This is a genomic window from Cellulomonas sp. WB94 (genome assembly GCF_003115775.1).
Classification (GTDB): domain Bacteria; phylum Actinomycetota; class Actinomycetes; order Actinomycetales; family Cellulomonadaceae; genus Cellulomonas_A.
Genome location: NZ_QEES01000002.1, coordinates 374,852 through 397,246, shown reverse-complemented (window position 1 = coordinate 397,246; position 22,395 = coordinate 374,852). Strand labels below are relative to the sequence as shown.

The following is a 22,395-nucleotide window of genomic DNA, read 5'->3' as shown; positions in this document are numbered from 1 at the left end:
CCGACTGAGGTGGTCACCTGGACAGCAACGCTGCGACGGGCCCGACCCATCCCGCCACGCCGAGGTCACCGCCCGGGGTCAGGGGTACAGGCCGCGGATCTGGTGGGCCTCCGCGACGCGTCGGACGCCGATCATCATCGCGGCGTCCCGCAGGGTGAGCCCGTGCGTGCGCGCGGCCTCGGCGACCGCGGCGTACGCCTCGAGCATCCGGTGCTCGAGGCGCTCCTCGATCTCCCGTTCCGTCCACCAGTACGCCTGGTTGGCCTGGACCCACTCGAAGTACGACACGACGACGCCGCCGGCGTTGGCGAGGATGTCGGGGACGACGACGATGCCACGATCGGCGAGGATGGCGTCGGCGCGCGCGGTCGTCGGGCCGTTGGCCGCCTCGACGACCCACGCTGCCTTGACCGACCCCGCGGTCTCGGCGTCGAGCACGCCCTCGACCGCGGCGGGCACGAGGACGTCGACGTCCAGCGCGAGCAGTGTCGTGTTGTCGATCGGGTCCCCGCCGGCGAAACCGACCACCGAGCCCGTCGCGGCGACGTGGGCGAGCAGCGCGGGGACGTCGAGGCCGTCCGAGGCCTGCACCCCGCCGTACTGGTCGCTGACCGCAACGACCGTGGCGCCGGCCTCGGCGAAGAACCGTGTCGCGTGCGAGCCGACCTTGCCGAAGCCCTGCACGGCGACGCGCACCTCGGACAGCGCGACGCCGGCGCTGGCGAGCGCGGCGCGTGCCGTGTGCACGACGCCCCGCGACGTCGCGGTCAGGCGGCCCAGCGAGCCGCCGACGGCGAGCGGCTTGCCGGTCGCGACGGCGGGGATCGTGTAGCCGCGGTTGACCGAGAACGTGTCCATGACCCAGGCCATGGTCTGCTCGTCGGTGCCGATGTCGGGCGCCATGATGTCGCGCTCAGGGCCGATCATCGGCATGATCTCGCTCGTGTAGCGGCGCGTGACGCGCTCGAGCTCCGCCTTGGAGTACCGGCGCGGGTCGATCGTGACACCGCCCTTCGCGCCGCCGTACGGCAGCTCGACGACCGCGCACTTCCACGTCATGAGCATCGCCAGTGCGCGGACCTCGTCGGGGTCGACGCTCGCGGCGTACCGCAGGCCGCCCTTGCCGGGCCCGCGCGAGATGTTGTGCTGCACGCGGTAGCCGGTGAACAGCTCGATCGTGCCGTCGTCGCGGCGCAGCGGGATCGACACCGTGATCTCCCGGCGCGGCGTGGCGAGCATCTCGTGCAGGCCGCCGTCGTAGCCGAGGACGTCGACCGCCTTGGCGAGCTGGGCGCGGGCCGTTCCGAGCGGGGAGGGGCTCTCGACGAGGGGGGCGGCGGACTCCGTCATGCGGGTGTGCCTCCAGGCGCGATCCGGTCCGGCCGCTGACGGCCGGGCTCCGCGGGGCGGGAGTGCGCGGTCGGCACCGTTGCCTTCCGCCCGTTCCGCGTTCGTGCCTACCCTGCCACGACGATCGACGAGTTGGTCAGGCCGACCCACGGATGACGAGCTCGGGCGCGAAGATCAGCGGCTCGCGGTCGCCTCCGCCGTGCAGCTGGTCGAGGAGCCGTGCGCCGGCGGCCCGGGCCATCGCGATGACCGGCTGGATCACCGTCGTGAGCGGGGGGTTGGTCGAGGTCGCCACACCGACGTTGTCGTAGCCGACGATGGCGATGTCGCCCGGGACGTCCCGGCCGAGCTCGGCCAGCACGCCCATCGCACCGACGGCCATCAGGTCGGACGCGACGAACAGTCCGTCGATGTCGGGGTGCGCGGCGAGGAGCCGACGCGCAGCGGCCGCTCCTGAGGTGATCGTGAAGTCGCCGTGCACGACGGCGTCCTCGGGGAGCCCCGCGGCACGGACGGCCTCGCGCCAGCCCGTGAGCCGGTCGATGCCGGCGGACATGTCGAGCGGGCCGGCGATGGTCGCGAGGCGGCGCCGACCGATGCTGATGAGCCGCTGGGTGGCGATCCGACCACCTTCGACGTTGTCGGTGTCGACGTACTGCGCGTCACTCTCACCCGACAGCGGGCGGCCGACGAAGACGTTGGGGAGGCCGGACATCTCCAGGGCGCGGTCGAGCTCGTCGTCGCGGTGGTGCGAGACGACGATCGCGCCGTCGACGTGGCCGTTGCGGAGGTAGCGGATCGTCCGGGCACTGTCGCCCGGACGGGCGATGACGAGGACGAGCTGCATCTCGGAGTCGGCGAGCGCCGTGCTGAGCCCGTTGAGCATCCCGGCGAAGAACGGGTCCGACAGGACCCGCTCGTCGGGCTCGGGGACGACGAGCGCGATCGAGTCGGTCCGCTTGGTGACGAGCGAGCGCGCGGCGCGGTTGGGCGTGTAGCCGAGCTCGGCGATCGCAGCCTCGACCGCGGCCTGCGCCTCGGGGGAGACCCGCAGGCCGCCGTTGATGGCGCGTGACGCCGTGGAGCGCGAGACTCCGGCCCGCTCGGCCACCTGCTCGAGCGTGGGCGCGGGGGGTCGCCCGAGCGTGGGGCGGATCGCATCGTTGTCGATCACCATGGGTCGTCCCCTCGTGAGGCTGCCGGAGCAGCGAATGCAGCAAGAAGTGGTGGGCGGGACCCGCAGCGTGCAGGCCCCGCCCCGGGCTGTCAGCCCTTGACCGCTCCCTGCATGATGCCCGCAACGAGCTGGCGGCCCGCGAAGATGAAGACGACGACGAGCGGCACGACCGACAGTGTGACACCGGCCATGATGAGGGCCATGTCCTTGAAGTAGGTCGACTGCAGCAGCTGGACCGCGACCGGCAGTGTCGGGTTCGAGGACCCGAGCACGATGAACGGCCAGAAGAAGCTCGTCCACGAGCCCACGAACGTGAACAGCGCCAGCATGGAGGCCGCCGGTCGCGCCGCGGGAACTGCGACATGGTAGAAGGTCTGGATCATCGAGGCACCATCGACGCGCGCTGCCTCGATGAGCTCGTAGGGCAGGGCCGACTCGAGGTACTGGGTCATCCAGAACACCCCGAACGCGGTGACCATGCCCGGGACGACGACGGCCGTGAGCTTCCCGGTCCAGCCGAGCTTCGACATCACGATGAACAGCGGCACGATGCCGAGCTGGGTCGGGACCGCCATCGTCGCGATGACGAAGACGAGCAGCGGACCGCGTCCACGGAAGCGGAGCTTCGCGAACGAGAACCCGGCGAGCGTCGAGAACAGGACGACCGAGGCCGACGTGAGGACCGCGACGATGACGCTGTTGCGGAACGCCTTCCAGAACTGGATGTCGGAGTCCAGGACGCGCTTCACGTTGTCGAAGAACTCGCCGTGGGGCAGGAGCGACGGGATCGGGTTCTGCGCGATGGTTCCGGCGTTCGAGCTGGCGAGCAGGAACGCGTAGTACAGCGGGTACGCCGAGATCACGAGCACGAAGGCCAGGATCACGTACGTGACCCACCCGGCGCGACGGTCGGAGCCCGCACCGGTCGAGATGTGGCGCCGGCGGGCCGCGGCCCGGGCTGCACCGCGGCCGGCGGTCTGCTGGATGACGGGGATCGAAGGCGCGCTCATCGCTTGGCCTTCCTTCCGGACTTCGGCGCCGTGTCGGTGGAGATCCGGCGGGTGAGGGAGAAGTTGATGACGCCGACGGCGACGATGATGAGGAAGAGGATCCAGGCGACGGCCGCGGCGCGGCCGAAGCTCTTCTGGGCCCCCCAGCCGAGCTCGTACAGGTACATCGTCACAGTCAGCCACTGACGGTCGGCGCCGCCCTGCCCGAACTGGTCGAACATGCGGGGCTCGTCGAAGATCTGCAACCCACCGATGGTCGAGGTCACGACCACGAAGATGATCGTCGGGCGCAGCATCGGCACGGTGATCGAGAAGAACTGGCGCATGCGCGCGGCGCCGTCGAGGATCGCGGCCTCGTAGAGGTCGCGGGGCACGGCCTGCATCGCTGCGAGGAAGATCAGGGTGTTGTACCCGATCCACCGGAAGTTGACCATCGTCGCGATCGCGAAGTGGCTGGACAGCACATCGGCGTGCCAGCGGATCGAGTCGAGCCCGATGTTGTTGAGGATCGTGTTGATCATGCCGCTCTGGTCCGCGAACAGCTTCGAGAAGATGAGGCTGACCGCGACGGGCGCCACGACGTAGGGGAGGAGGACACCCATGCGCCAGAAGGTCCGGGCTCGCAGGTTCGCGTCCAGCACCGCGGCCAGGATGATCGCGACGAAGATCTGCGGCACCGACGACAGCAGGAAGATGCTGAACGTGTTGCGCAGCGCGCGCCAGAAGTTGGGCTGCTGCAGCACGAAGGCGAAGTTGTCGAACCCGACGAACGCACCCTCACCGCCGATGAGGTGCCACTTGTGCATCGAGACGTACGCCGTGTACGCGAGCGGGAACAGGCCCACGATGGCGAACAGGATGAAGAAGGGCGAGATGTACAGGTAGGGCGAGAGCTTGACGTCCCAGCGGCCGAGCTTCTGGCGGAGACCCACGCGGCGAGGGTCGCGGTCCCGCGTCGGCGGACTGGGGCGGCGGTCCAGGTGCGGAGTGGTCGAGGTCGTCATCGTGATCCTTAGCGGGGCGCTGGGTGAGATGGAGCGTAACCGGGCTGAGCCGACCCGCCGGTGCCTGAGCACCGGCGGGCCGGCTCGGTCGGGCATCAGCCCAGTGCGCTCACTGCGTCGATGAACTTCGTCCAGGACGCCTCAGCGTTGTCCGTCTTGTCCACGTCGACACGGCTCAGGGCCTGCTGCATCGCGTCGTTGATCGCGAAGTAGTTCGTGCCCTTGAACGGCGGGGTCGTGGGCAGCGCCTTGGCGCGGTTCGCGAGGATCTCGCCCGTGGGGGCAGCGTTGAAGAACGCGTTGGTCACGCCGAGCAGGTCGGGGCTCGACAGAGCCTCGGTCTGGCTCGGGAAGGTGCCCTTGTACTTGAACGCGGTGATCTGCTGCTCAGGGGCGGTGAGCCATGCGGCGAGGGCCTTGGCCTCCTCCGGGTGCGCACCCTGCGCCGGGACGGTCAGGAACGAACCGCCCCAGTTGCCGGCGCCGCCGGGGAAGACATCGGCGATGTCCCAGCCGGTGACACCCTTGGCGTTGCCCTCGATGACGCCGAGCATCCAGCCCGGTGCGAGCATCGTGGCGAAGCCGTTCGTCTGGAACGAGGCCTGCCAGTCCGGGCTCCACTGTCCGAGGTGCGCCGACAGGTTGTCGGTCACCGCAGCGGTGAGGACCTTGTTGTAGATGTCCTTCACCTCGGCGCTGTCCTTGACCGTGATGGTGCCGTCGGCCGGGTTCTCGTAGGCGTCGGTGACCTGGTTGATCATGCCCTGGTAGGTCGCGCCGGCGGAGTCGAAGAACGGCACGCCGGTGCCGGCCTTGGCGAACTGCTTGCCGACCTCGAAGTACTTGTCCCACGTCGCGTCCTTGCCGCCGAACAGCGCAGCAACCTCGGCGCGGTCGGTCGGGAGACCCGCGGCCTTGAAGAGGTCGGCGCGGTACGCGATGACCTCGGGGCCGATGTCCGTGCCGTAGCCGATGAGCCGGCCCGTGCTGTCAGTGGCCTGCGCGGTCTTGTACTCGAGCCAGCGACCCTTGGTCTCGTCGGAGTTCAGGTCGACGAACTTGTCCGAGTACTGGAGCAGCTCGGGGAGCCAGTCCACCTCGATGGCCTCGATGTCCGACAGGCCGGAGCCGGCGGCGAGACGCGTGTTCATGTTGTCGCGGGCCTCGTTGGACGTGGCGGCCTTGACGGGCTCGATCGTGATGTTCGGGTGCAGCTTCGTGTACGCGTCGTACAGCGAGCCTGCGGGGTCGTCGTAGCCGAACTCGTTGAACGTCGCGACCTTGAGCGTGATCTTCTCGGTGCTGGCTGCTGTCGTGGCCTTCTCGGTCGCGGCCGGCGTCGTGGATCCGCCTGAGCTGCATGCGGTGGCGAGGAGGGCGATGCCCGTGACCCCGGCCGCGGCTGCCCACATCTTGCGTGTGGTCTTGCGCACTGTGACTCCCTTGTCGTTCGGACGGCGTCCTCGCCGCACCTGAGGGTGTTCGCCGATCGCACCCGCCCAGGGGCGTGGACGATCAACGGACGTGGGCCGTGTGGACCCTCGCGTGGGAGCGATTCCGCCACCTGTGCGGGAGCGTTCCCACGCGCTGCGCTGAACTCTTGTCCGGTGCTGGTCGCGTGTCAAGGACGGGGTGGTCCAAACGGGTGTGGTAGCGATCCCACGGCAGCGTTTGTGCAGGTCAAAGCCCTGACTGTCGCCACCATGTTATCGAATTGTTACGCCTCGCCACCCGTTCCGTGACCTTCCAGCCAACGCACAGCAACGACCCCCTCGACGGAGAGCGCGTCACGGATCACGTCGGCGGCGGCGGATTCGACCGCGCCGGCGAACAGGGGGATGCCGGCCTTGAGATCGCCGTCATAGGTGAGGGTGGACGCCGCACCGTGCGCTGCGAGGACCATCGTCCCCGTCAGGCGCACGGGAGCTCCCGTGATCTCGACGACGACCGTCCCGCGCCGTTCCCCGTCGGGCCGCGGGGTGTCCCAGGCCTCGACCTGACGCACGTGCAGGCTCGACCCGACGAACGCGCGCAGGTTGGCCGGGATCTGGTCGGTCGGCAGCGACCTGCGGGTCGTCACGGTGAAGGCACCGTTCTCGCCGTTCACGACGTCGACCTGCTGGTCGAGCGCACCCGTCGCTCGCACCTTCGCGTGGACGAAGCCAGGGTCCGCGAGCATGCGCGTCGCCGTCGATGGGTCGGCCGGCAGGTCGAGCGTCACGGTCAGGTGCACAGGTCGGTCCTCCTCGTCGGCGCGTGCGTGCGCGCAGTGCTCGGCGCGTGCGTCGCGGGCGACTCGGCCACTGGCTCCGGGGAACCTCGCAGGTCGCGGGCCCTTGCGCGCGCGCCCGCCACCACGCTAGCGCGCCGTGCGCCCGCACGCCGCGAGTCCGCAGGGTCAGGCGACCTAGGCTGGACCTCGTGTCCACCCTGAGCGACCTCGCGTCGCGTCACGCCTCGCTCGATGCCGCCGACCTCGAGTGGCTGCACCTGCTCGTCGGGGACTGGCAGGTGGTGTCCGACCTCGCGTTCGCCGACCTCGTCCTGTGGCTGCCGACGTCGGACGGCGACTTCATCGCGATCGCCCAGTGCAGGCCGAGCACGGGTGCGACCGTCCACTACGACGACGTCGTGGGCTCTCGGCCGCCCGACGGTCAGCGACCGCAGCTGCGGCGCTCGCTCACCGAGGTGCGCGCGCAGCGCTCGCGCGAACCGCGCTGGTTCGGCTCGTACGCCGTGCGCGAGGAGGCGGTCCCCGTCGTCCACGACGGGCGAGCGATCGCGGTCATCGCCCGGCAGACGAACCTCGGTGGGGCCCGCACGCCCAGCCGCCTCGAGCTCAACTACGTCGAGGCCGCCGACGACCTCATGGGCATGATCGCCCGAGGGCACTTCCCGGCAGTCAACGCCCCCACCGGCCCGCGCCGGGGTGCGCCGCGCGTGGGCGACGGGCTCATCCGGCTCAACTCGGAGGGTGAGGTGCTCTACGCGAGCCCGAACGCCCTGAGCTGCTTCCACCGGCTGGGTGCGATCGGCGACCTCGTCGGGCGCTCGCTCGTCGAGGTGACGACCGATGTGATCGACGAGCCCATGGCGTTCGACGAGTCCATGCCGCTCGTGCTCATGGGCCGGGCGCCGTGGCGCACCGACCTCGAGCTGCACGGGGTCGCGCTGTCGTTGCGCGCCGTCCCGCTCACCGAGGACGGTCAGCGGCTCGGCGCCGTGGTGCTGTGCCGCGACGTCTCCGAGCTGCGCCGACGTGAGCGCGAGCTCATGACGAAGGACGCGACCATCCGGGAGATCCACCACCGGGTCAAGAACAACCTGCAGACCGTCGCGGCGCTGCTGCGGCTCCAGTCGCGTCGGATGAGCAGCCCCGAGGCGCGGGACGCCCTCGCCGAGGCCATGCGTCGAGTCGCGACGATCGCCCTGGTGCACGAGACGCTCTCGCAGACCCTCGACGAGATCGTGCCGTTCGACGACCTCGTCGGTCGCAGCCTGCGGCTGGCTGCCGACGTGGCCTCCGCGGGCGGCCAGGTGCGGACCGTCGTGCACGGCACGTTCGGTCTCGTGCCCGCAGAGGACGCGACGGCACTCGCCCTGGTCCTGACCGAGCTGGTCACCAACGCCGTCGAGCACGGCCTGTCGTCGCAGGGCGGGGGGACGGTCGACGTCACGGCCGAGCGCGACGGCTCCGAGCTCACGATCACGGTGGCCGATGACGGCGTCGGGATCCCCGTGGGCGCGGGCGCCGGGACGGGGCTCGGCACGCAGATCGTGCAGACCCTCGTCACGAACGAGCTCCGCGGCACGATCGCCTGGGAACCGCGGGAGGGCGGCGGGACGCAGGTCGTGCTCCACATCGTCCTGCGCAACCCGGGCCGGGACGCTGCGACGTCAGGGGAGTCGGGCGGCTGGTGACCCTGCGGGGCTCGTCCGCGCGACGAAGCCCCCGGCACGACGAAGCCGCCGGCGCTCAGGTGAGCGGCCGGCGGCCTCGGAAGAGTGGTGCGGGAACTAGCAGGTCAGCTCGCCCGGCGCTGGCGCGCGGTGCGACGCTTGAGCGCGCGGCGCTCGTCCTCCGAGAGGCCACCCCAGACGCCCGCGTCCTGTCCGGACTCGAGTGCCCACTTCAGGCACGTGTCCATGACGGGGCAGCGGCGGCAGACGGCCTTCGCCTCTTCGATCTGGAGCAGGGCCGGACCGGTGTTGCCGATCGGGAAGAACAGCTCGGGGTCCTCGTCGAGACACGCTGCGCGGTGGCGCCAATCCATGAACATCTCCTCAGGACACGGCAAACCCGTCCCGTTGAGGGGCTGGGCTCAGGGGGCGGACGCGACCTTGCCGTTGTGCAGGCACAGGCGAACCCGGCCCGCTACGAAGGGTGGTGGTCAACTGCTGAGACTTAGCCTCACACCTGAACAGGCGGGGCACAAGGGTTACCGCGAGGTTTCGCCCGCGTAAAGATGAGGTCTTCATCACACCTGTGTGCAGACCATGGATCTAGCGGTCACCGTACCCTGTCGGGCCATCTCGGTGCCAATTCCCTCCCGTAGCCTCGAACCGTGACATCTCGCCGCCCCGAACCCGCTGCCCGCCCGCCGCGTCCAGGTCGCCCGGCGGGAGCGCGAGGGGGCGACGGGGCGGAGTCCGCCGGAGCCCGGGCCGCCGGGGCCAAGCCTCTGATGCTTGTCGTGGTGTGCGTGCTCGTGCTCCTCGAGGCGACGCTGCTGGTCGCTGTCGGGATTGCGTTCGGTGCCCAGCTCGTGCGCGGGGCCAGCGTCCCGGGCGCCGCGGCGTTCCTGCTCGCCTTCATGCTCGGGGTCGCGGCCGTGCTGGTCGCCTCGGCGCGCGGACTCTGGCGGGGTCGGCGGTGGTCGAGGTCGCCGGTGCTGACCTGGCAGCTGCTGCTCGCCGTGCTCGCGTTCGGGTGGCTCGGGGTCGAGGCGACCTGGTGGGCGGGACTCGTCCTGGGGGCGGCCGTCGTCGTCGGCGTGGGACTCGTCCTCCCGTCGGTGGTCGCCGCGACGACCGGGGCTGCCTCGCCGACGAGCTGAGCCCGGCTCACGATCGGCTCGCGGCGTCAGCGACCTGGACGGGGACCACCTGTCGGTCGTCGTGGAGCACCCCGCGGCCGCGCGCGTGCGGCCGCGCCGGGTCGAGGGCCCACTCGAGCGTGCGGCCGAAGACGTCGGCCGATCCCGGCTCGTGGGGGTCGAGGACGAGCCCTCGGCGACCGGCACGCAGGCGGGCGAACGGCTCCCGGTACGCGGTCGCGGCCCGTGCGGTTCGCGCGGAGGCGATGAGCCGCACGTCTCGGTTCGCGTCCGGAGCGACGATCCGGGCGAGCAGCTCGACCTCGAGCGGGCAGGCCTGGTCGAGGTCGTCGAGGTCGTCGACGACGAGGTCGACGGCGTCGGTGCACGTCTCCAGCTCGTCGAGCAGCGCCCGCAGACCGTCGTGCCCGACGGACCACCCCAGCCCGGGAACGTCGCGCAGCGTGCCGGCGGGGGCGACGACCGCGACCCGACGGCCTGCGCGGACGAGCCCCACTGCGACGACCTCGAGAGCGTTGGACCGGCCAGAGCCCGGCGAGCCGACGACGAGCGCCCCGCAGCTCGTGTCGAGGTGCACGGTCGCAGCGTCGTCCCCGCCCCGTCCCATGGCCGCACCACGTCCTCGGCTCGGTGTGAGGGCAGCCCACGGGACATGCACCGGAACGGGGTGCAGCCGCACCGGCTCGCCTTCCGTCGCGACCTCGACCCTGTTGCCGGCGTGGCGTCCGCGCCCCCCGGCCCCCGCCGCCGTCTCGGAGACCAGCGCGACCTGGCACTCGACGGCACCGTCACCCGCGACGAGCACGGCCCTGCCGGGGGTGCGTCGAACGCCGGCGAGCTCCGTCGGGACCCCGACAAGGACGTCGGCGACCGCGTCGGCCTGGCCGAGCACGAGCCGTGAGGAGAAGTGCGGAGCGTGCGTGAGGGCTCGGGCGGACGCGCGCGCCCCGGCCACGACCGTGACACCCCGGCGACGGCCGTCGCGCAGGAGATCGAGGAGCCGCTCGCCGGCGGCGCCACGGGCCACCGAGGCGAGGGAGTCGAGCGCGGCCTCGAGGTCGTCGACGACGAGGAGACGCGGCGATCGGGTGTCGTCGGCCTCGGCAAGGAGCGTGACGAGGCGCGCGAGCCGGCGCGGGTCGTCCGTACCCACGATCGTCCCGAGGCTCGTGCCGTGACGATCGAGGTCCTCGTCCGACGAGCACAGGTCCACCGCCGTGCCCGTGGGGAGGTCGAGCCCGACGAGGTGGACGTGCAGCCCGAGGTCGATCGCGCCCGCTGCGACGGTCCGTAGCGCCGTCGTCCGACCGCTACCCGGACCGCCGAGGACGAGCAGGTGCCCGGCGGCCGGGTCCCAGCGCACCGCGGCGCGGCGCTGCTCGGACGGCAGGTCGCCGAGCGCGAGGGGGATCGTCCGCGCCGGGTCGACGCCCGGTTCGAGGGGGAGTGCGTCGATCTCTTCGACACGGACCCGCTCGGGCAGGGCCGGTAGCCACGGCGGCGTCGGTGCCGGAACGCCGTGGGCAGCGCGCCGGATGGCCTCGACGTAGCGACGGACGTCATCGGCAGGGGCCGTCGTCGGGCTCGTGCGGTCCAGCGCCCTGCCCGGGACGGACGACGTGCGCGTGCCGCTGCCCGCCCAGGGGACCCAGCTGGCGTCGGCGGCTGTCCACGACGCGGCCACGTCGACCGGGTTCCGTTGACCCGGTGCCAGCACCTGCGCGACCTGCACCCACTCGGGTCCGGCGGTGCCGCGCCGCACGAGTGCACGGCCGGGGGTCGACGGGAGGATCGAGGCGGCGTCGGGGATGTCGAGGACGTCGACGGACTCGGCGACGTCGGTCACGCGCAGCGCGATGCGCAGCGAGATGTTCGCCCGGAGGTCTGGGCCGATGGCCCCTGCCGGGCGCTGCGTGGCCAGCACGAGGTGCATGCCGAGCGAGCGGCCCTGGGCGGCGAGCCGCAGGAGCCCGGGAAGGAAGTCCGGGTGCTCGTCGGCCATCGCCCGGAACTCGTCGACGACGACGAGCAGCCGCGGCGGCGGAGCGGTGCTCGTCGTCCCGGCGTCATCGGCGAGCCACAGCGCGGCCAGGTCGGCGACCCCCGCCGCCGCGAGGGTCCGCTCGCGGCGGTTCAGCTCGGCGCGCAGTCCCGCGAGGGCGCGCGTGGCGAGGGCCCCGTCCAGGTCGGTGACCTGACCGACGACGTGGGGGAGGTCCGCGCACGCGCCGAAGCTCGCCCCGCCCTTGTAGTCGATCAGGGCGATGGCGAGCCGCGTCGGCGGGTGCGCGAGCGCGAGCGAGAGCACGAGGGTCTGCAGGAGTGCGGACTTGCCCGCGCCTGTCGTGCCCGCCACGAGGGCGTGGGGACCGTCGCGCACCAGATCGACGGACACCGCACCGTGCTGGTCGGCACCCAGCATCGCGCGCAGGCCGCTCGGTCGGGTTGCGGCCCAGCCGGCTCGGACCCGCGTCTCGTCGGGCGGTCCGACGTCCGGGAGGTCGCCGAGCGCGACCCGGTCAGGAAGGGCGTCCGAGCCCGGGGCGCCGGTGCGGTCAAGGGTCCGGATGGCCGCCGTGCGACGGCTCTGCCGGCTCGCCCAGTCGGCCCCGACCGCGCGCAGCGGGACGGGCCACGCCCGCGCGCCGCGTCGGAGCGTCACACCGGTCGCGCCGACCTCGACGACGGTGTCGCACCAGGCCGGCACAGCACCAGCGCTACGCGCGACGAGGACGAGGTGATGCGTCGCCCCGGCGCCGTGCCACCACCGGGCGATCTCGGGGTGGGTGCCCTCGCCGTCCGCCACGACGACCGTCCGTCCGGCGTCGGGACCCGGTAGCGGTGCCGAGCGGTGCGTGAGCCAGCGTGCCCAGCGCCATGACTCGTGCTCGCCGACGTCGCACCTGACGACGAGCGCTGTCTCGCCCGCGGGGCCGACCAGCCCGAGCGTGAGCGCCCTCGCGATCCCGAGGGCCAGCTCCCGCGGACCGACGACAGCGACCGCGCGACCCGCGGCACTCGCGCCGAGCGACCGGTCGGCGGACCCCGGACCCGCCGCGCCCTGCGCCGCTGCCCCGGGCCGGTCCGGGACCGGACCCGCGCGGACGGTCCCGCGCCGAAGCCTGACAAGGGCTGCGGTCGCGAGATCTGCGGGGTGGATGGAACCCTCCAGACATGACGCGTCGGACGCGACCCCGGCCCGGCCCCCCACGTCGGCGTGCTCGCGGGCCGCCCCACCTCGCCGTGCATCGGGACGCGAGGCGTGGCCCCCACTCGGGACCCGTCGGCGCTCGACGACGACCTGACCCAGCGCGATCGCCGGGGCGATCAGCATGCACACGAGCAGGACGCGGTTACCGGTCGCCGCGGCGAGCGCGACGGTGCCTGCCGCCGGGGCGAGCCAGGTCAGAGCGGTCGCGCCGAAGCCGGAGCCGGAACCGTCAGCCCGGACCGGCGGGGGAGGGCCGGACCCGCCTCGGTCACGGGCCCGCGGATCTCCACGACGCTGGCTCCGAGGTGCAGGCGGTCACCGGGCCGCACCCGAACCCAGCGGCGGTGCACCGCCCGGCCGTGGGGAACCCTCCGGGCGGCCCTGCGAGAGACGCTGCGCCGGACGAGCCTCGTCCCGTTCGTCGAGCCGACGTCGCGCACCGCGAGCTCGCCGCGTCGCAGCGTCAGCTCGACGTGACGCTCGGACATCGACAGGTCCCGCAGGGCCAGGTGACGTTCGTGCGCCGTCGCAAGCGTGCTCCGACGGGGGACGAGCGGCGGCTCCGGTACCCAGCGGCCGACCACGAGCGCTCCGCAGACGGCGCGCAGCGCACCGCAGTCGGGCCCCTCGACGACCGCGAGGTGGCGGCGTGCGTCGATCGCGTCGTCGTCGGCAGGCCGCGGGCCGCGCCCGATGCGGAGCCGTGCGCCGGCCAGCAGCGGCGGCTGGCCGCACGGTTGCTCGTCGTCGACCGCGACGTGATCGACCGAGAGCCGAGCGCCGGGGGTCGTCCAGCCACGGTGACCGGTGATCCGCGCGAGGTCCGCGCGCAGGTCGCCGAGGCGTGCCCCCGGGCGGACCTCGACGTCGGTCGCGACGAGCGCGGAGGTCGTCGCCGACTGCTCGGGCGTCAGGAGGGTGATCCGCACGACGGCACTGTGGACGATCGGGTCGGGACCCGGAGCGGAACCTGTGGACGCCGCACCGTGCGCCCGCGTCCACAGGCCAGCCTGTCGGCCGACGTCAGTCCACGGTCAGCGCCGCGACCGGCGAGGTGCGCGCGGCGGCGCGACCGGGGACCACCGACGCCGCCAACCCCGCCGCGACGGCGACGACCAGCACGATCACCACGTCCCGCCACGGCACCGCGAGGGTCACCGGCCCGACCGTGCTGAGCACCGTCGCGGCGCCGACCCAGCCGTACAGCAGCCCCAGCAAGGTGCCGAGCACGGCGCCGATCCCGGCGATGAGCATCCCCTCGATCGCCAGCATCCAGCGCAGCTGTCGTCGCGAGAGTCCGATCGCCCGCAGCGTCGCGGACTCGCGGCGACGTTCCAGGACGGACAGCGAGAGCGTGTTCGCGACGCCGACGAGGGCGATGACCACGGCGACCGCGAGCAGTCCCACGACGACGGCGAGCAGCGTGCTGATCAGGGTCTGGTACGACGCCCGCTGGAGCGCCGGTCCGTCGACGGAGACGGCCGCCGTCCTGATCGCGTCCTGCACCCGGGGGACGACCGACCCCGCATCGTTGACGTCCGCGAGCCGAACCCACAGCTCCGCGACCGGCGCAGCGGGTGCGACCGTCCGTCCGATGGTCGTCGTGACGAACGCGGCCCACCCCTCGGTGCCCGCGACGGCGACCGTCAACGTCGTGACCTGACCGCCCGGCGAGGGCGTGCTGTCGTCGGCGAACCCGGTGTAGGCCGCGACGTCGACGCGGTCCCCGGCCCCGACGCCGAGCCTCGTCGCGAGGACGGGGCCGATCACGATGGTGTCGTCGTCGAGAGCCGCGGGCAGGTCCGGCGTGCGGACGACGGCCGCGAGGTCGGCCGGCGAGATCGACCGCAGGTGGATCGCCCCGGCCGGGTCGGCCGGGTGCCCGGCGGTGCTGATGCGGGCCGCCGTGACGCGCATCTCGGTGACCTGAGCGACCCCGGCGACGTCGGCGATCGTCGGTGCGACGTCGGAGGGCATCGCATCGATCGATCCGTCCGCCGCGGCGGTGGCCTCGAGCGTGAGATCGACCGGGTAGTGGGTGTCGAGGTCGTTGTCGAGCGTCACGCGCGTGCTGGCCGCCCCCGCGCTCATCAGCGCGACGAGCGTGACGCCGATGAGCAGCGCGGAGCTCGTCGCGGCGGTGCGGCGGGGGTTGCGAGCCGTGTTGGCCGCCGCGAGCCGGGCGCTCGTGCCGGTCCGGGCGAGCCCCCGCCCGACGAGCGCGACGACGCGCGGGATCCAGAACACGGCGCCGACGAGCACCCCGACGAACGAGACCGCCCCGCCGAGGACGGCGACGGCGAGCCCGAGCAGAGGCTGCCCGGCGAGCGACAGCGGGACCCCGGCCAGCAGGGCGGCAAGCCCGCCGACGGAGAGCACAGCGGCGATCACCAGTCGCGCCCGGCCGGCCCGCTCGCCGACGGCCGGTGCGTCGGACGGACGCAGCGCCTCGATCGGCGCGACCCGGGTCGCAGCGCGGGCCGGGACGAGCGCGGCGAGCAGGGTGACGGCGGTCCCGAGGACCACGGGGACGAGGACGACCCAGCTGGTCACGGTCACCGCCGTGGGGAGCGGCACGCCGAGCTCCATCCGCCCGAGCACCATCAGCGCACCCTGAGCCAGAGCGATCCCGACGGCCAGCCCCACCAGCGACGCCGCAGCGCCGAGGATCGCGGCCTCGACGAGGACCGACCTGCGCAGCTGGCCGCGGTCGGCCCCGACGCAGCGCAGCAGCGCGAGGGTGCGGGTGCGCTGGGCGACGAGGACCTGGAAGGTGTTGGCGATGACCAGCGCCGCGACGACGAGCGCGACGGCGGCGAAGCCCAGCACGATCCCGGTCAGCACCTCGGCCTCGCTGCTGAGCTCGGCGATCTGCGCCTTGGCGGCCTCGTCGCGCGTACTGACCTCGGCGTCGGGCACCGCCGCACGGATCGTGGTGCTCATGGCACCCAGGTCCGTCCCCGGTGCGAGGGCCACCAGGACCGGGCCGTCGAGCCCGGCGAGCGAACCGGCCCCGCCCCAGCGGGCGGCGTCGGCGGCGGTGACGGCCGCGGCGCCGCCGAGCTGGGCGTAGGCGTGGTGCGGGTCGTCGAGCAGCCCGACGACCGTCAGGGTCTCGTCGACCGTCGTCCACGTGTCGGTCGGTGCGGCGGTGCTCGACGGGTCGTGGCTGGTCACGAGGACCGGCTGCGGCGTCACGAGGTGGTCGCCGACTCCGACGGCCAGCCGCTGCGCGACCGCGACCGGCAGGGCGATCTGGCCCGGCGCCGCCGGCAGGGCGCCCGCGCTCACGACCTGCGCGTCGAGGCGGGGGTCGGTCGTCGTCGGTGCCGCGTGCACCCAGACCCGCACCCCGCCGTTGTGCAGCTCGACGCCCACGAGAGGGACGGGATCGGCCGCGTCGACGCCGGGTACGGCCCGGATCGCCGCGAGCTGCGTGTCGTCGACGGTCTGCGTCACGACGAGGTCGGCCTGCGCGTACCGCGCGGTCACCGTGTCGTACGTGGACCGTGTCATGACGCCGCCGGCGAGAAGCGTGGCAGCGACGAACGCGGTCCCGATGGCGATCGCCACGCCGGCCGCCACCAGGCGGCCGATGCTGCGTCGCATCTGGGCGAGGGTCAGCCGCAGCATCAGGCACCCGCCCGCGGGAGCGCACCGAACGCCGTGCCGTCGCCGACCGGGTCGTCGAGCTGTCGCAGCGCATCGAGCCCCGCGAGCACCGACTCGGGTGTCGGGGCCTCGATGTCACCCGCGATCCGCCCGTCGGCGAGCAGCACGACCCGGTCGGCGTAGGCCGCGGCCGTCGGGTCGTGCGTGACCATGATGATCGTGCGCCCGAGCTCGCGGACGGACCGGCGCAGGAAGCTGAGGACCTCGGCACCCGAGCGCGAGTCGAGGTTGCCGGTCGGCTCGTCGGCGAACACGACGTCGGGCCTCGCGATGAGCGCGCGGGCGATCGCGACCCGCTGCTGCTGGCCGCCGGAGAGCTCGGAGGGACGGTGCGTGAGCCTCGCGCCGAGCCCGAGCGTCGCGACGAGCGTCTCGTACCACTCCTGGGTGTCGCCGGTCAGGGGAGTGCATGCCAGCTCGAGCGGGAGCGTGATGTTCTGTGCGGCCGTGAACATTGGCAGCAGGTTGAACGACTGGAAGACGAATCCGACGCGGTCCCGGCGCAGACGGGTCAAGGCGTCGTCGCCCAGGTGGGTGACGTCGGTGTCACCCAGGAAGACGGCCCCCGACGTCGCCGAGTCGAGACCGGCGAGCAGGTGCATGAGCGTCGACTTGCCCGAGCCGGACGGGCCCATGATCGCGGTGAACGCGCCGGCCGTGAACGCGACGTCGACCTCGTCGAGCGCACGCACCGCCGCGGCGCCCGTGCCGTAGACCTTCGTCAGACCCTGTGCTCGAGCAGCCACCGTGGGTGGTGCGAGCGTCTCGGTGAGGGGCAGGTACACGGTCGTGTCCACGGTGAGGCTCCATGCGTCGGCTTGTTCGGCTCGTTCGGTCGCCGACGACGCTACGGAGAGAGCCGGTCCGCCGCGTCAGGCCCAGGGCGGGCACAGCCTCATCCCGTGGTTGGACGCGGTCCCGAGATCCTCACGCGCCGGGTCGGACGAGCGCCGTCTCGTAGGCCACGACGACGGCCTGGACCCGGTCCCGGACCCCGAGCTTCGCGAGGATCCGCCCGACGTGCGTCTTCACCGTCGCCTCGGCGACGAACAGGTCCTGGCCGATCTCGGTGTTCGAGCGGCCGTGCGCCATGAGGACCAGCACCTCGCGCTCGCGGTCGGTGAGGTCGGCGACGGCGGAGTGGGCAGGGGTCGGCCCGTCATCGGGCAGCTCGGCGGGCAGCACGGTCACGAGGTGCTCGAGGAGCCGACGGGTGCTCGACGGAGCGATCACCGCGTCGCCCCGGTGCACCGTGCGGATCGCGCCCAGCATCTCCTCGGGCGGGGCGTCCTTGAGCAGGAACCCGCTCGCGCCGGCCCGGATCGCTGCGAGCACGTACTCGTCGAGGTCGAACGTCGTCAGGACGATCACGCGAGGTGCGGGGCACAGCTCGGTCCCCGCTGCGGTGATGGCTGCTGTCGCCGTCAGCCCGTCCATCGTGGGCATGCGCACGTCCATGAGCACGACGTCGACGTGCCCAAGGGCTGACCTGCCCGGCGACCCGCTCGCGAGCGCGCGCACGGCCTGGGCTCCGTCCCCTGCCTCGAGCACGACCGTGAGGTCGGGCTGGGAGTCGATGACCATGCGGAACCCGGCGCGCACCAGCTGCTGGTCGTCGACGAGCGCGACCCTGATCGGCTGGTCAGTTGGGTCGCTGCCTGCGGGGAGGGTGGTCACGGTCTGCTCTCTGGGGGTCGGGACGGAAGGCCTGTCGCGGCGAACGTGCTCACGGGGAGCGGGGTGGCGCGTCCGCCGGCGGCGCGTCGGGCGGGGCCGGAGGCAACGGGATCTGCGCCCGGATGCGGAAGCCGCCCCCGGGGCGAGGGCCGACGGCGACCGTCCCACCGAACATCGCGGCGCGCTCGCGCATGCCGAGCAGCCCCTGGCCCAGCCCGTCGGACTCGGCCGCCGCGCCGCGACCGTCGTCGCTCACCTCGAGGGTGATGCCGGCCGGGAGCCAGTGCACCAGGACCGTGACCGCCGGGTCCGGCCCCGCGTGCTTGAGCACGTTCGTCAGCGCCTCCTGGCAGATGCGGTACACGGTCAGCCCGGCGCCTGGCGGGAGACGGCGTGGCGTGCCCATCCGGACGAGCGAGACGCGCAGGCCGCTGGACCGCACGTGCTCGACGAGCGACTCCACATCCAGCTCGGCAGGCTGCGGCACGACGACGACGTCGCCCGTCCGCCCGGCTGACGCGGGGAGGCCGTCGGCGTTGGGGCGCAGCACGCCGAGCAGTCGGCGCATGTCGGCGAGCGCCGCCCGCCCCGTCTCGGAGACGGTGCCGAGCGCGCGCGTCGCTGCGTCAGGGTCTCGCTGTGCGGCGTACCGCCCGCCGTCGGACTGGGCGATGATCACGCTGAGGGAGTGGGCCACGATGTCGTGCATCTCGCGCGCGATGCGCGAACGTTCGGCCGAGGTGGCGATCTGGTGCTGCTGGTCGCGCTCGATCTCGAGCCGGTGTGCGCGGTCGACGAGCGCGTCCATGGCCTCGCGGCGGGCACGCCGGACGAGCCCGAACGCCCAGACGGCGAGGGCGACGGCCGAGCAGAACATCCAGATGCCACCGGCCGTCCCCCGCTGGGACGTTCCCGCGATCGAGACGGCCAGGACGAACGAGCCGGCGACCGCACCGGCGATCGCGACCCGGTGGGCCCACCGGGGCCCGTGCACCGTCACGGAGTACAGCGCGAGCAGGACCGCGAGGTCGGCGGGCACCAGGAAGCCGTGGCCGCGTGCGAGGTGGACGAGGGCCACGGCATACACGGTGGCGACGCTCGCCGCCGGCAGCTGACGCCGCCACGCGAGCGGTGCGACGAGAGCGAGGGCGAAGAGCGCGGTCGCTGCCGATCGGGTGCCCGACGCGAACGCGGTCGTGAACGGTACCGCCACTGCCAGGAGCAACGCGGTGCCCGCGGCGTCGACGGCGAACCGGTGGGTGTCCTCCCACCGGACGGCACGCTCCCACCAGCCCACGCCCATGAGAGTAGGCACTCGGGCACCGGGCCGTCGCGCACCCGGGGGCTGAGGCCGCGCTGGGCGGGCTCAGCCCTCGGACGGAGTGACGCACAAAGACTCAGCGCCGCCGGGTCGGGCGCGTCAATTCGGTGCTGTCGACGCGTTCGTTCGCGCTCCACACCCACTCGTGACCTAACATGGGCCGATGACCCAGGTGCTGCTGGCGGAGGACGACCCCGCGATTGCCGAGCCTTTGGCTCGTGCCCTCGGACGTGAAGGTTATGACGTCCGCGTGCAAGGCACCGGTCAAGGCGCGATCGACGCGGCGTCCGATGCGGACATCGTCGTGCTCGACCTCGGCCTGCCCGACATGGACGGGCTCGACGTCGCCCGCGCCATCCGCGCCATGGGCCTGACGACCCCCGTCCTCGTGCTCACCGCGCGCGCCGACGAGGTCGACCTCGTCGTCGGGCTCGATGCGGGCGCCGACGACTACGTCACGAAGCCCTTCCGGCTCGCCGAGCTGCTCGCCCGCGTCCGTGCGCTGCTACGCCGCTCCGCCGGCGACTCCGCCGACGAGGACGAGCTGCACGCACAGAACGTCCGCGTCGACGTGGCGGCGCACCGCGCGTTCCAGGGGGAGCGCGAGCTGCACCTGACCGCCAAGGAGTTCGACCTGCTGCGCGTGCTCGTCGCCGCTGCCGGCACGGTCGTCGCGCGCGAGACGCTCATGCGCGAGGTCTGGGGCTCCGACCCGTCCGGCTCGACGAAGACCCTCGACATGCACGTGTCGTGGCTGCGTCGCAAGCTCGGCGACGACGCCAACGCACCCCGCTACGTGACGACGGTGCGGGGCATGGGCTTCCGGTTCGAGATCGGCCCCGGCGAGCGGGGCTGAGTCCGTGCGGCGCCGCGTCCTCCAGGCCACGATCGCGGCCGTCACGGTCGCCGTCGTGCTCCTGGGCTTCCCCCTCGCGTTCCTCGGTGCCCAGCTCATCCGCGAGAACGAGATGCGCGGGCTCGAGGCCCGGGCGGATGCGCTCGCGCGCACCGTCGACTTCCGCATCGACGAGAGCATCCCGCTCACCGAACGCATGCTCGAGCCGTACGTCGGCGGCAACGGCACGCTGCGCGCCAACGTCTTCGTGCTCGCGCCCGACGGCGGTCGCTACCAGGCCGGCCCCGAGCTCACCGACCGAAGCCTGTCCGTCCGGACCACCTCGAGCAGCGGCGCCGAGATCAGCCTGTACGTGTCCTGGTGGGACGTGTTCTGGCTGAGTCTGCGCGTCATCGGCCTGGTCGTGGTCGCCACCGTCGTCGCGTTCGCCGCGGGGATCGCCATGGCCATCTGGCAGGCCAACAGGCTCGCCGCGCCGCTCGTCTACCTCGCGGCGTCCGCCGAGCAGCTCGGCTCCGGGCAGGTTCGTCCGCAGGTCCAGGCGTCCGGGGTCGAGGAGATCGACCTTGTCGCGTCCGAGCTCGCCCGCAGCGCCGACCGCCTCGCTGGACGGCTCGCCGCCGAACGCCAGTTCGGGGCCGACGCGTCCCACCAGCTGCGCACGCCGCTGACGGCGCTGTCCATGCGCCTCGAGGAGATCATGCTCGAGTCCGATCAGCCGACCGTCCGCGACGAGGCCCGCATCAGCCTCGAACAGGTCGAACGGCTCGTCACGGTCGTCGACGACCTGCTCATGCGCTCGCGACGGGCGAGCGGCGGCACCACCGAGGCCATCCGGCTCCTCGACGTGCTGCACCAGCAGGAGGAGGAGTGGGCGCCCGCGTTCGAGACCGCAGAACGCCGGCTCGTCATCGACGTCGACCCGCGCATCCAGGTCCTCGCGACCCCCGGCGCACTCGCGCAGGTTATCGCGACCCTGGTGGAGAACTCGCTCAAGCACGGCGGGGGGACGACGACGATCACGTCACGTCGCGGCGGCGCATCGGGAGCTGTCGTGGTCGAGGTCGCCGACGAGGGCGAGGGCGTCCCCGACGACCTCGCACCGCGCATCTTCGAACGCGAGGTCACGTCGGGGAAGGGGACCGGCCTCGGCCTGGCGCTCGCGCGGGACCTCGCGTCGGCCGACGGCGGACGGCTCGAGCTCGCGCAGCGCCGACCCGCGGTGTTCGCGCTGTTCCTTGCCGGGGTGCCTGCATCACTCGCGCCTGACGTGGTGCTGCCGCGCGGGTCGGTCGTGTCGCCGCGGACGGGGCGGCGGTGGCGGTAGGCCGAGACGGCTCCGGGGAGATCGCGACGGGACCGTGCGCTGACCGCGGTCCGCCGAGAACGGCTCGCCGCAGGACGTCAGGCCAGTGCTTCGACCTCGTCGTCGGAAGTGATCCGCTCGCGGTCTGCGAGCTCCGCATCGACCGACGGCGTGATGAACACGTACCGCTTGTAGCCGACGTACCGCACGATCGTGCCGAGCGCGATGCCGAGGACGGTCGAGATGTTGTCCGCGAGCGGAGTGTGCAGGCCCAGGGTGTAGTGCGAGAACGCGAGCGTCGCGATGCCGATCAGGACGCCGAGGACGTTGATGACTGCGTAGAGCAGCAGCTCGCGGCCGCGCTGGGCCGTCCGGTGGTCGGCGAACGTCCAGTGCCGGTTGCCGACCCACGACACGAGCGTGGCGGCAGCGACGGACAGCACCTTGGCGGTCAGCGGCTTGTGGAGCAGCAGCTCGCCAGGACCGAACCGGAGCAGATTGAACAGGCCCAGGTCGACCACGAACGACACGCCGCCGACGGCCAGGAAACGGGTGAGCTCGACGACGCGCGCCCGGACGGCCGCCAGCCGCGGAGACCGCGCCACGAGGTTGCTCATCGTTCGAGGATAGCCCGGGCGCCTGGACGGTTCCTGAGTCAAGGGTCCCGACCGAATCCTTCCGGGCGCGATGTCGCCTCGGAGCGTCCCACCGGCGCCCACCGGAAGCGGCTGCGCCGGTCGTCTCGGTTAGGCTC

The 22,395-nt window shown here is 72.8% G+C and carries 18 protein-coding genes; 4 read left to right on the top strand and 14 right to left on the bottom strand.

Going from position 1 to position 22,395, the window contains the following annotated elements:
- Positions 1–78 precede the first annotated feature (78 nt).
- The 6 genes from DDP54_RS02975 to DDP54_RS02950 all read right to left on the bottom strand — a co-directional run bounded on the left by DDP54_RS02975 (position 79) and on the right by DDP54_RS02950 (position 6,774).
- A complete protein-coding gene (locus DDP54_RS02975) occupies positions 79–1,350 on the bottom strand; it encodes a Glu/Leu/Phe/Val dehydrogenase (protein ID WP_109130492.1) in 1,272 nt (423 codons plus the stop codon).
- A gap of 136 nt (positions 1,351–1,486) precedes the next feature.
- A complete protein-coding gene (locus DDP54_RS02970; RefSeq protein WP_109130491.1) occupies positions 1,487–2,527 on the bottom strand; it encodes a LacI family DNA-binding transcriptional regulator in 1,041 nt (346 codons plus the stop codon).
- A gap of 89 nt (positions 2,528–2,616) precedes the next feature.
- On the bottom strand, positions 2,617–3,537 hold the full coding sequence (locus DDP54_RS02965) for a carbohydrate ABC transporter permease (protein ID WP_109130490.1): 921 nt from the start codon (positions 3,535–3,537) through the stop codon (positions 2,617–2,619).
- Positions 3,534–4,541, bottom strand: coding sequence for a sugar ABC transporter permease (locus DDP54_RS02960; protein ID WP_109130489.1), 1,008 nt, complete (start codon positions 4,539–4,541; stop codon positions 3,534–3,536). The genes DDP54_RS02965 and DDP54_RS02960 overlap by 4 nt, the downstream gene beginning before the upstream one ends.
- A gap of 95 nt (positions 4,542–4,636) precedes the next feature.
- Entirely contained in the window at positions 4,637–5,974 is a 1,338-nt protein-coding gene (locus DDP54_RS02955) for an extracellular solute-binding protein (RefSeq protein ID WP_242448184.1), read from the bottom strand.
- Positions 5,975–6,258: 284 nt separating this feature from the next.
- Complete coding sequence (locus DDP54_RS02950) at positions 6,259–6,774, bottom strand: DUF2505 domain-containing protein (protein WP_109130488.1); 516 nt, start codon at positions 6,772–6,774, stop codon at positions 6,259–6,261.
- Between the two features lie 197 nt (positions 6,775–6,971).
- On the opposite strand from DDP54_RS02950, the gene DDP54_RS02945 reads away from it, so the two are divergent.
- Complete coding sequence (locus DDP54_RS02945) at positions 6,972–8,462, top strand: PAS domain-containing sensor histidine kinase (RefSeq protein WP_109132307.1); 1,491 nt, start codon at positions 6,972–6,974, stop codon at positions 8,460–8,462.
- Positions 8,463–8,566: 104 nt separating this feature from the next.
- Here the strand turns inward: DDP54_RS02945 and DDP54_RS02940 are convergent, their stop codons facing one another.
- Positions 8,567–8,815 (bottom strand): WhiB family transcriptional regulator, encoded by a 249-nt coding sequence (locus DDP54_RS02940; RefSeq protein WP_109132306.1) that lies wholly within the window; start codon positions 8,813–8,815, stop codon positions 8,567–8,569.
- Between the two features lie 291 nt (positions 8,816–9,106).
- On the opposite strand from DDP54_RS02940, the gene DDP54_RS02935 reads away from it, so the two are divergent.
- Positions 9,107–9,598 carry a hypothetical protein gene (locus DDP54_RS02935; protein ID WP_242448183.1) on the top strand — a complete coding sequence of 164 codons (492 nt, stop codon included), beginning with the start codon at positions 9,107–9,109 and terminating at the stop codon, positions 9,596–9,598.
- Between the two features lie 7 nt (positions 9,599–9,605).
- On the opposite strand, the gene DDP54_RS02930 is transcribed toward DDP54_RS02935, so the two are convergent.
- From DDP54_RS02930 to DDP54_RS02905, 6 genes are all read right to left on the bottom strand, one after another.
- Positions 9,606–12,932 carry an FtsK/SpoIIIE domain-containing protein gene (locus tag DDP54_RS02930; RefSeq protein WP_109130486.1) on the bottom strand — a complete coding sequence of 1,109 codons (3,327 nt, stop codon included), beginning with the start codon at positions 12,930–12,932 and terminating at the stop codon, positions 9,606–9,608.
- A gap of 71 nt (positions 12,933–13,003) precedes the next feature.
- Entirely contained in the window at positions 13,004–13,738 is a 735-nt protein-coding gene (locus tag DDP54_RS02925; RefSeq protein ID WP_109130485.1) for an FHA domain-containing protein, read from the bottom strand.
- Positions 13,739–13,832: 94 nt separating this feature from the next.
- Positions 13,833–16,418 carry an FtsX-like permease family protein gene (locus DDP54_RS02920; RefSeq protein WP_242448182.1) on the bottom strand — a complete coding sequence of 862 codons (2,586 nt, stop codon included), beginning with the start codon at positions 16,416–16,418 and terminating at the stop codon, positions 13,833–13,835.
- Positions 16,419–16,441: 23 nt separating this feature from the next.
- On the bottom strand, positions 16,442–17,278 hold the full coding sequence (locus DDP54_RS02915; protein ID WP_109130483.1) for an ABC transporter ATP-binding protein: 837 nt from the start codon (positions 17,276–17,278) through the stop codon (positions 16,442–16,444).
- 130 nt (positions 17,279–17,408) lie between these two features.
- Positions 17,409–18,158, bottom strand: a complete 750-nt coding sequence (locus DDP54_RS02910) for a response regulator transcription factor (RefSeq protein WP_109130482.1) — start codon at positions 18,156–18,158, stop codon at positions 17,409–17,411.
- A 49-nt stretch (positions 18,159–18,207) separates the two neighbouring features.
- Positions 18,208–19,473 carry a sensor histidine kinase gene (locus DDP54_RS02905; protein WP_347338490.1) on the bottom strand — a complete coding sequence of 422 codons (1,266 nt, stop codon included), beginning with the start codon at positions 19,471–19,473 and terminating at the stop codon, positions 18,208–18,210.
- A gap of 169 nt (positions 19,474–19,642) precedes the next feature.
- Here DDP54_RS02905 and DDP54_RS02900 point away from each other — a divergent pair, with 169 nt between their 5' ends.
- Together DDP54_RS02900 and DDP54_RS02895 are read left to right on the top strand one after the other, a co-directional pair.
- Entirely contained in the window at positions 19,643–20,335 is a 693-nt protein-coding gene (locus tag DDP54_RS02900; RefSeq protein WP_109130481.1) for a response regulator transcription factor, read from the top strand.
- Between the two features lie 4 nt (positions 20,336–20,339).
- The gene (locus DDP54_RS02895; protein WP_109130480.1) at positions 20,340–21,662 is read left to right on the top strand and encodes an ATP-binding protein; all 1,323 of its coding nucleotides are present in this window, start codon (positions 20,340–20,342) and stop codon (positions 21,660–21,662) included.
- A 77-nt stretch (positions 21,663–21,739) separates the two neighbouring features.
- On the opposite strand, the gene DDP54_RS02890 is transcribed toward DDP54_RS02895, so the two are convergent.
- On the bottom strand, positions 21,740–22,258 hold the full coding sequence (locus DDP54_RS02890) for a GtrA family protein (RefSeq protein ID WP_109130479.1): 519 nt from the start codon (positions 22,256–22,258) through the stop codon (positions 21,740–21,742).
- Positions 22,259–22,395: the final 137 nt, after the last annotated feature.

What these genes read in the sequence shown, in the direction of transcription:
- DDP54_RS02975 (WP_109130492.1), bottom strand. Translation starts at nt 1,350, where the DNA reads ATGACGGAGTCCGCCGCCCCCCTCGTCGAGAGCCCCTCCCCGCTCGGA.
- DDP54_RS02970 (WP_109130491.1), bottom strand. Translation starts at nt 2,527, where the DNA reads ATGGTGATCGACAACGATGCGATCCGCCCCACGCTCGGGCGACCCCCC.
- DDP54_RS02965 (WP_109130490.1), bottom strand. Translation starts at nt 3,537, where the DNA reads ATGAGCGCGCCTTCGATCCCCGTCATCCAGCAGACCGCCGGCCGCGGT.
- DDP54_RS02960 (WP_109130489.1), bottom strand. Translation starts at nt 4,541, where the DNA reads ATGACGACCTCGACCACTCCGCACCTGGACCGCCGCCCCAGTCCGCCG.
- DDP54_RS02940 (WP_109132306.1), bottom strand. Translation starts at nt 8,815, where the DNA reads ATGGATTGGCGCCACCGCGCAGCGTGTCTCGACGAGGACCCCGAGCTG.
- DDP54_RS02930 (WP_109130486.1), bottom strand. Translation starts at nt 12,932, where the DNA reads ATGCTGATCGCCCCGGCGATCGCGCTGGGTCAGGTCGTCGTCGAGCGC.
- DDP54_RS02920 (WP_242448182.1), bottom strand. Translation starts at nt 16,418, where the DNA reads ATGCGACGCAGCATCGGCCGCCTGGTGGCGGCCGGCGTGGCGATCGCC.
- DDP54_RS02900 (WP_109130481.1), top strand. Translation starts at nt 19,643, where the DNA reads ATGACCCAGGTGCTGCTGGCGGAGGACGACCCCGCGATTGCCGAGCCT.
- DDP54_RS02890 (WP_109130479.1), bottom strand. Translation starts at nt 22,258, where the DNA reads ATGAGCAACCTCGTGGCGCGGTCTCCGCGGCTGGCGGCCGTCCGGGCG.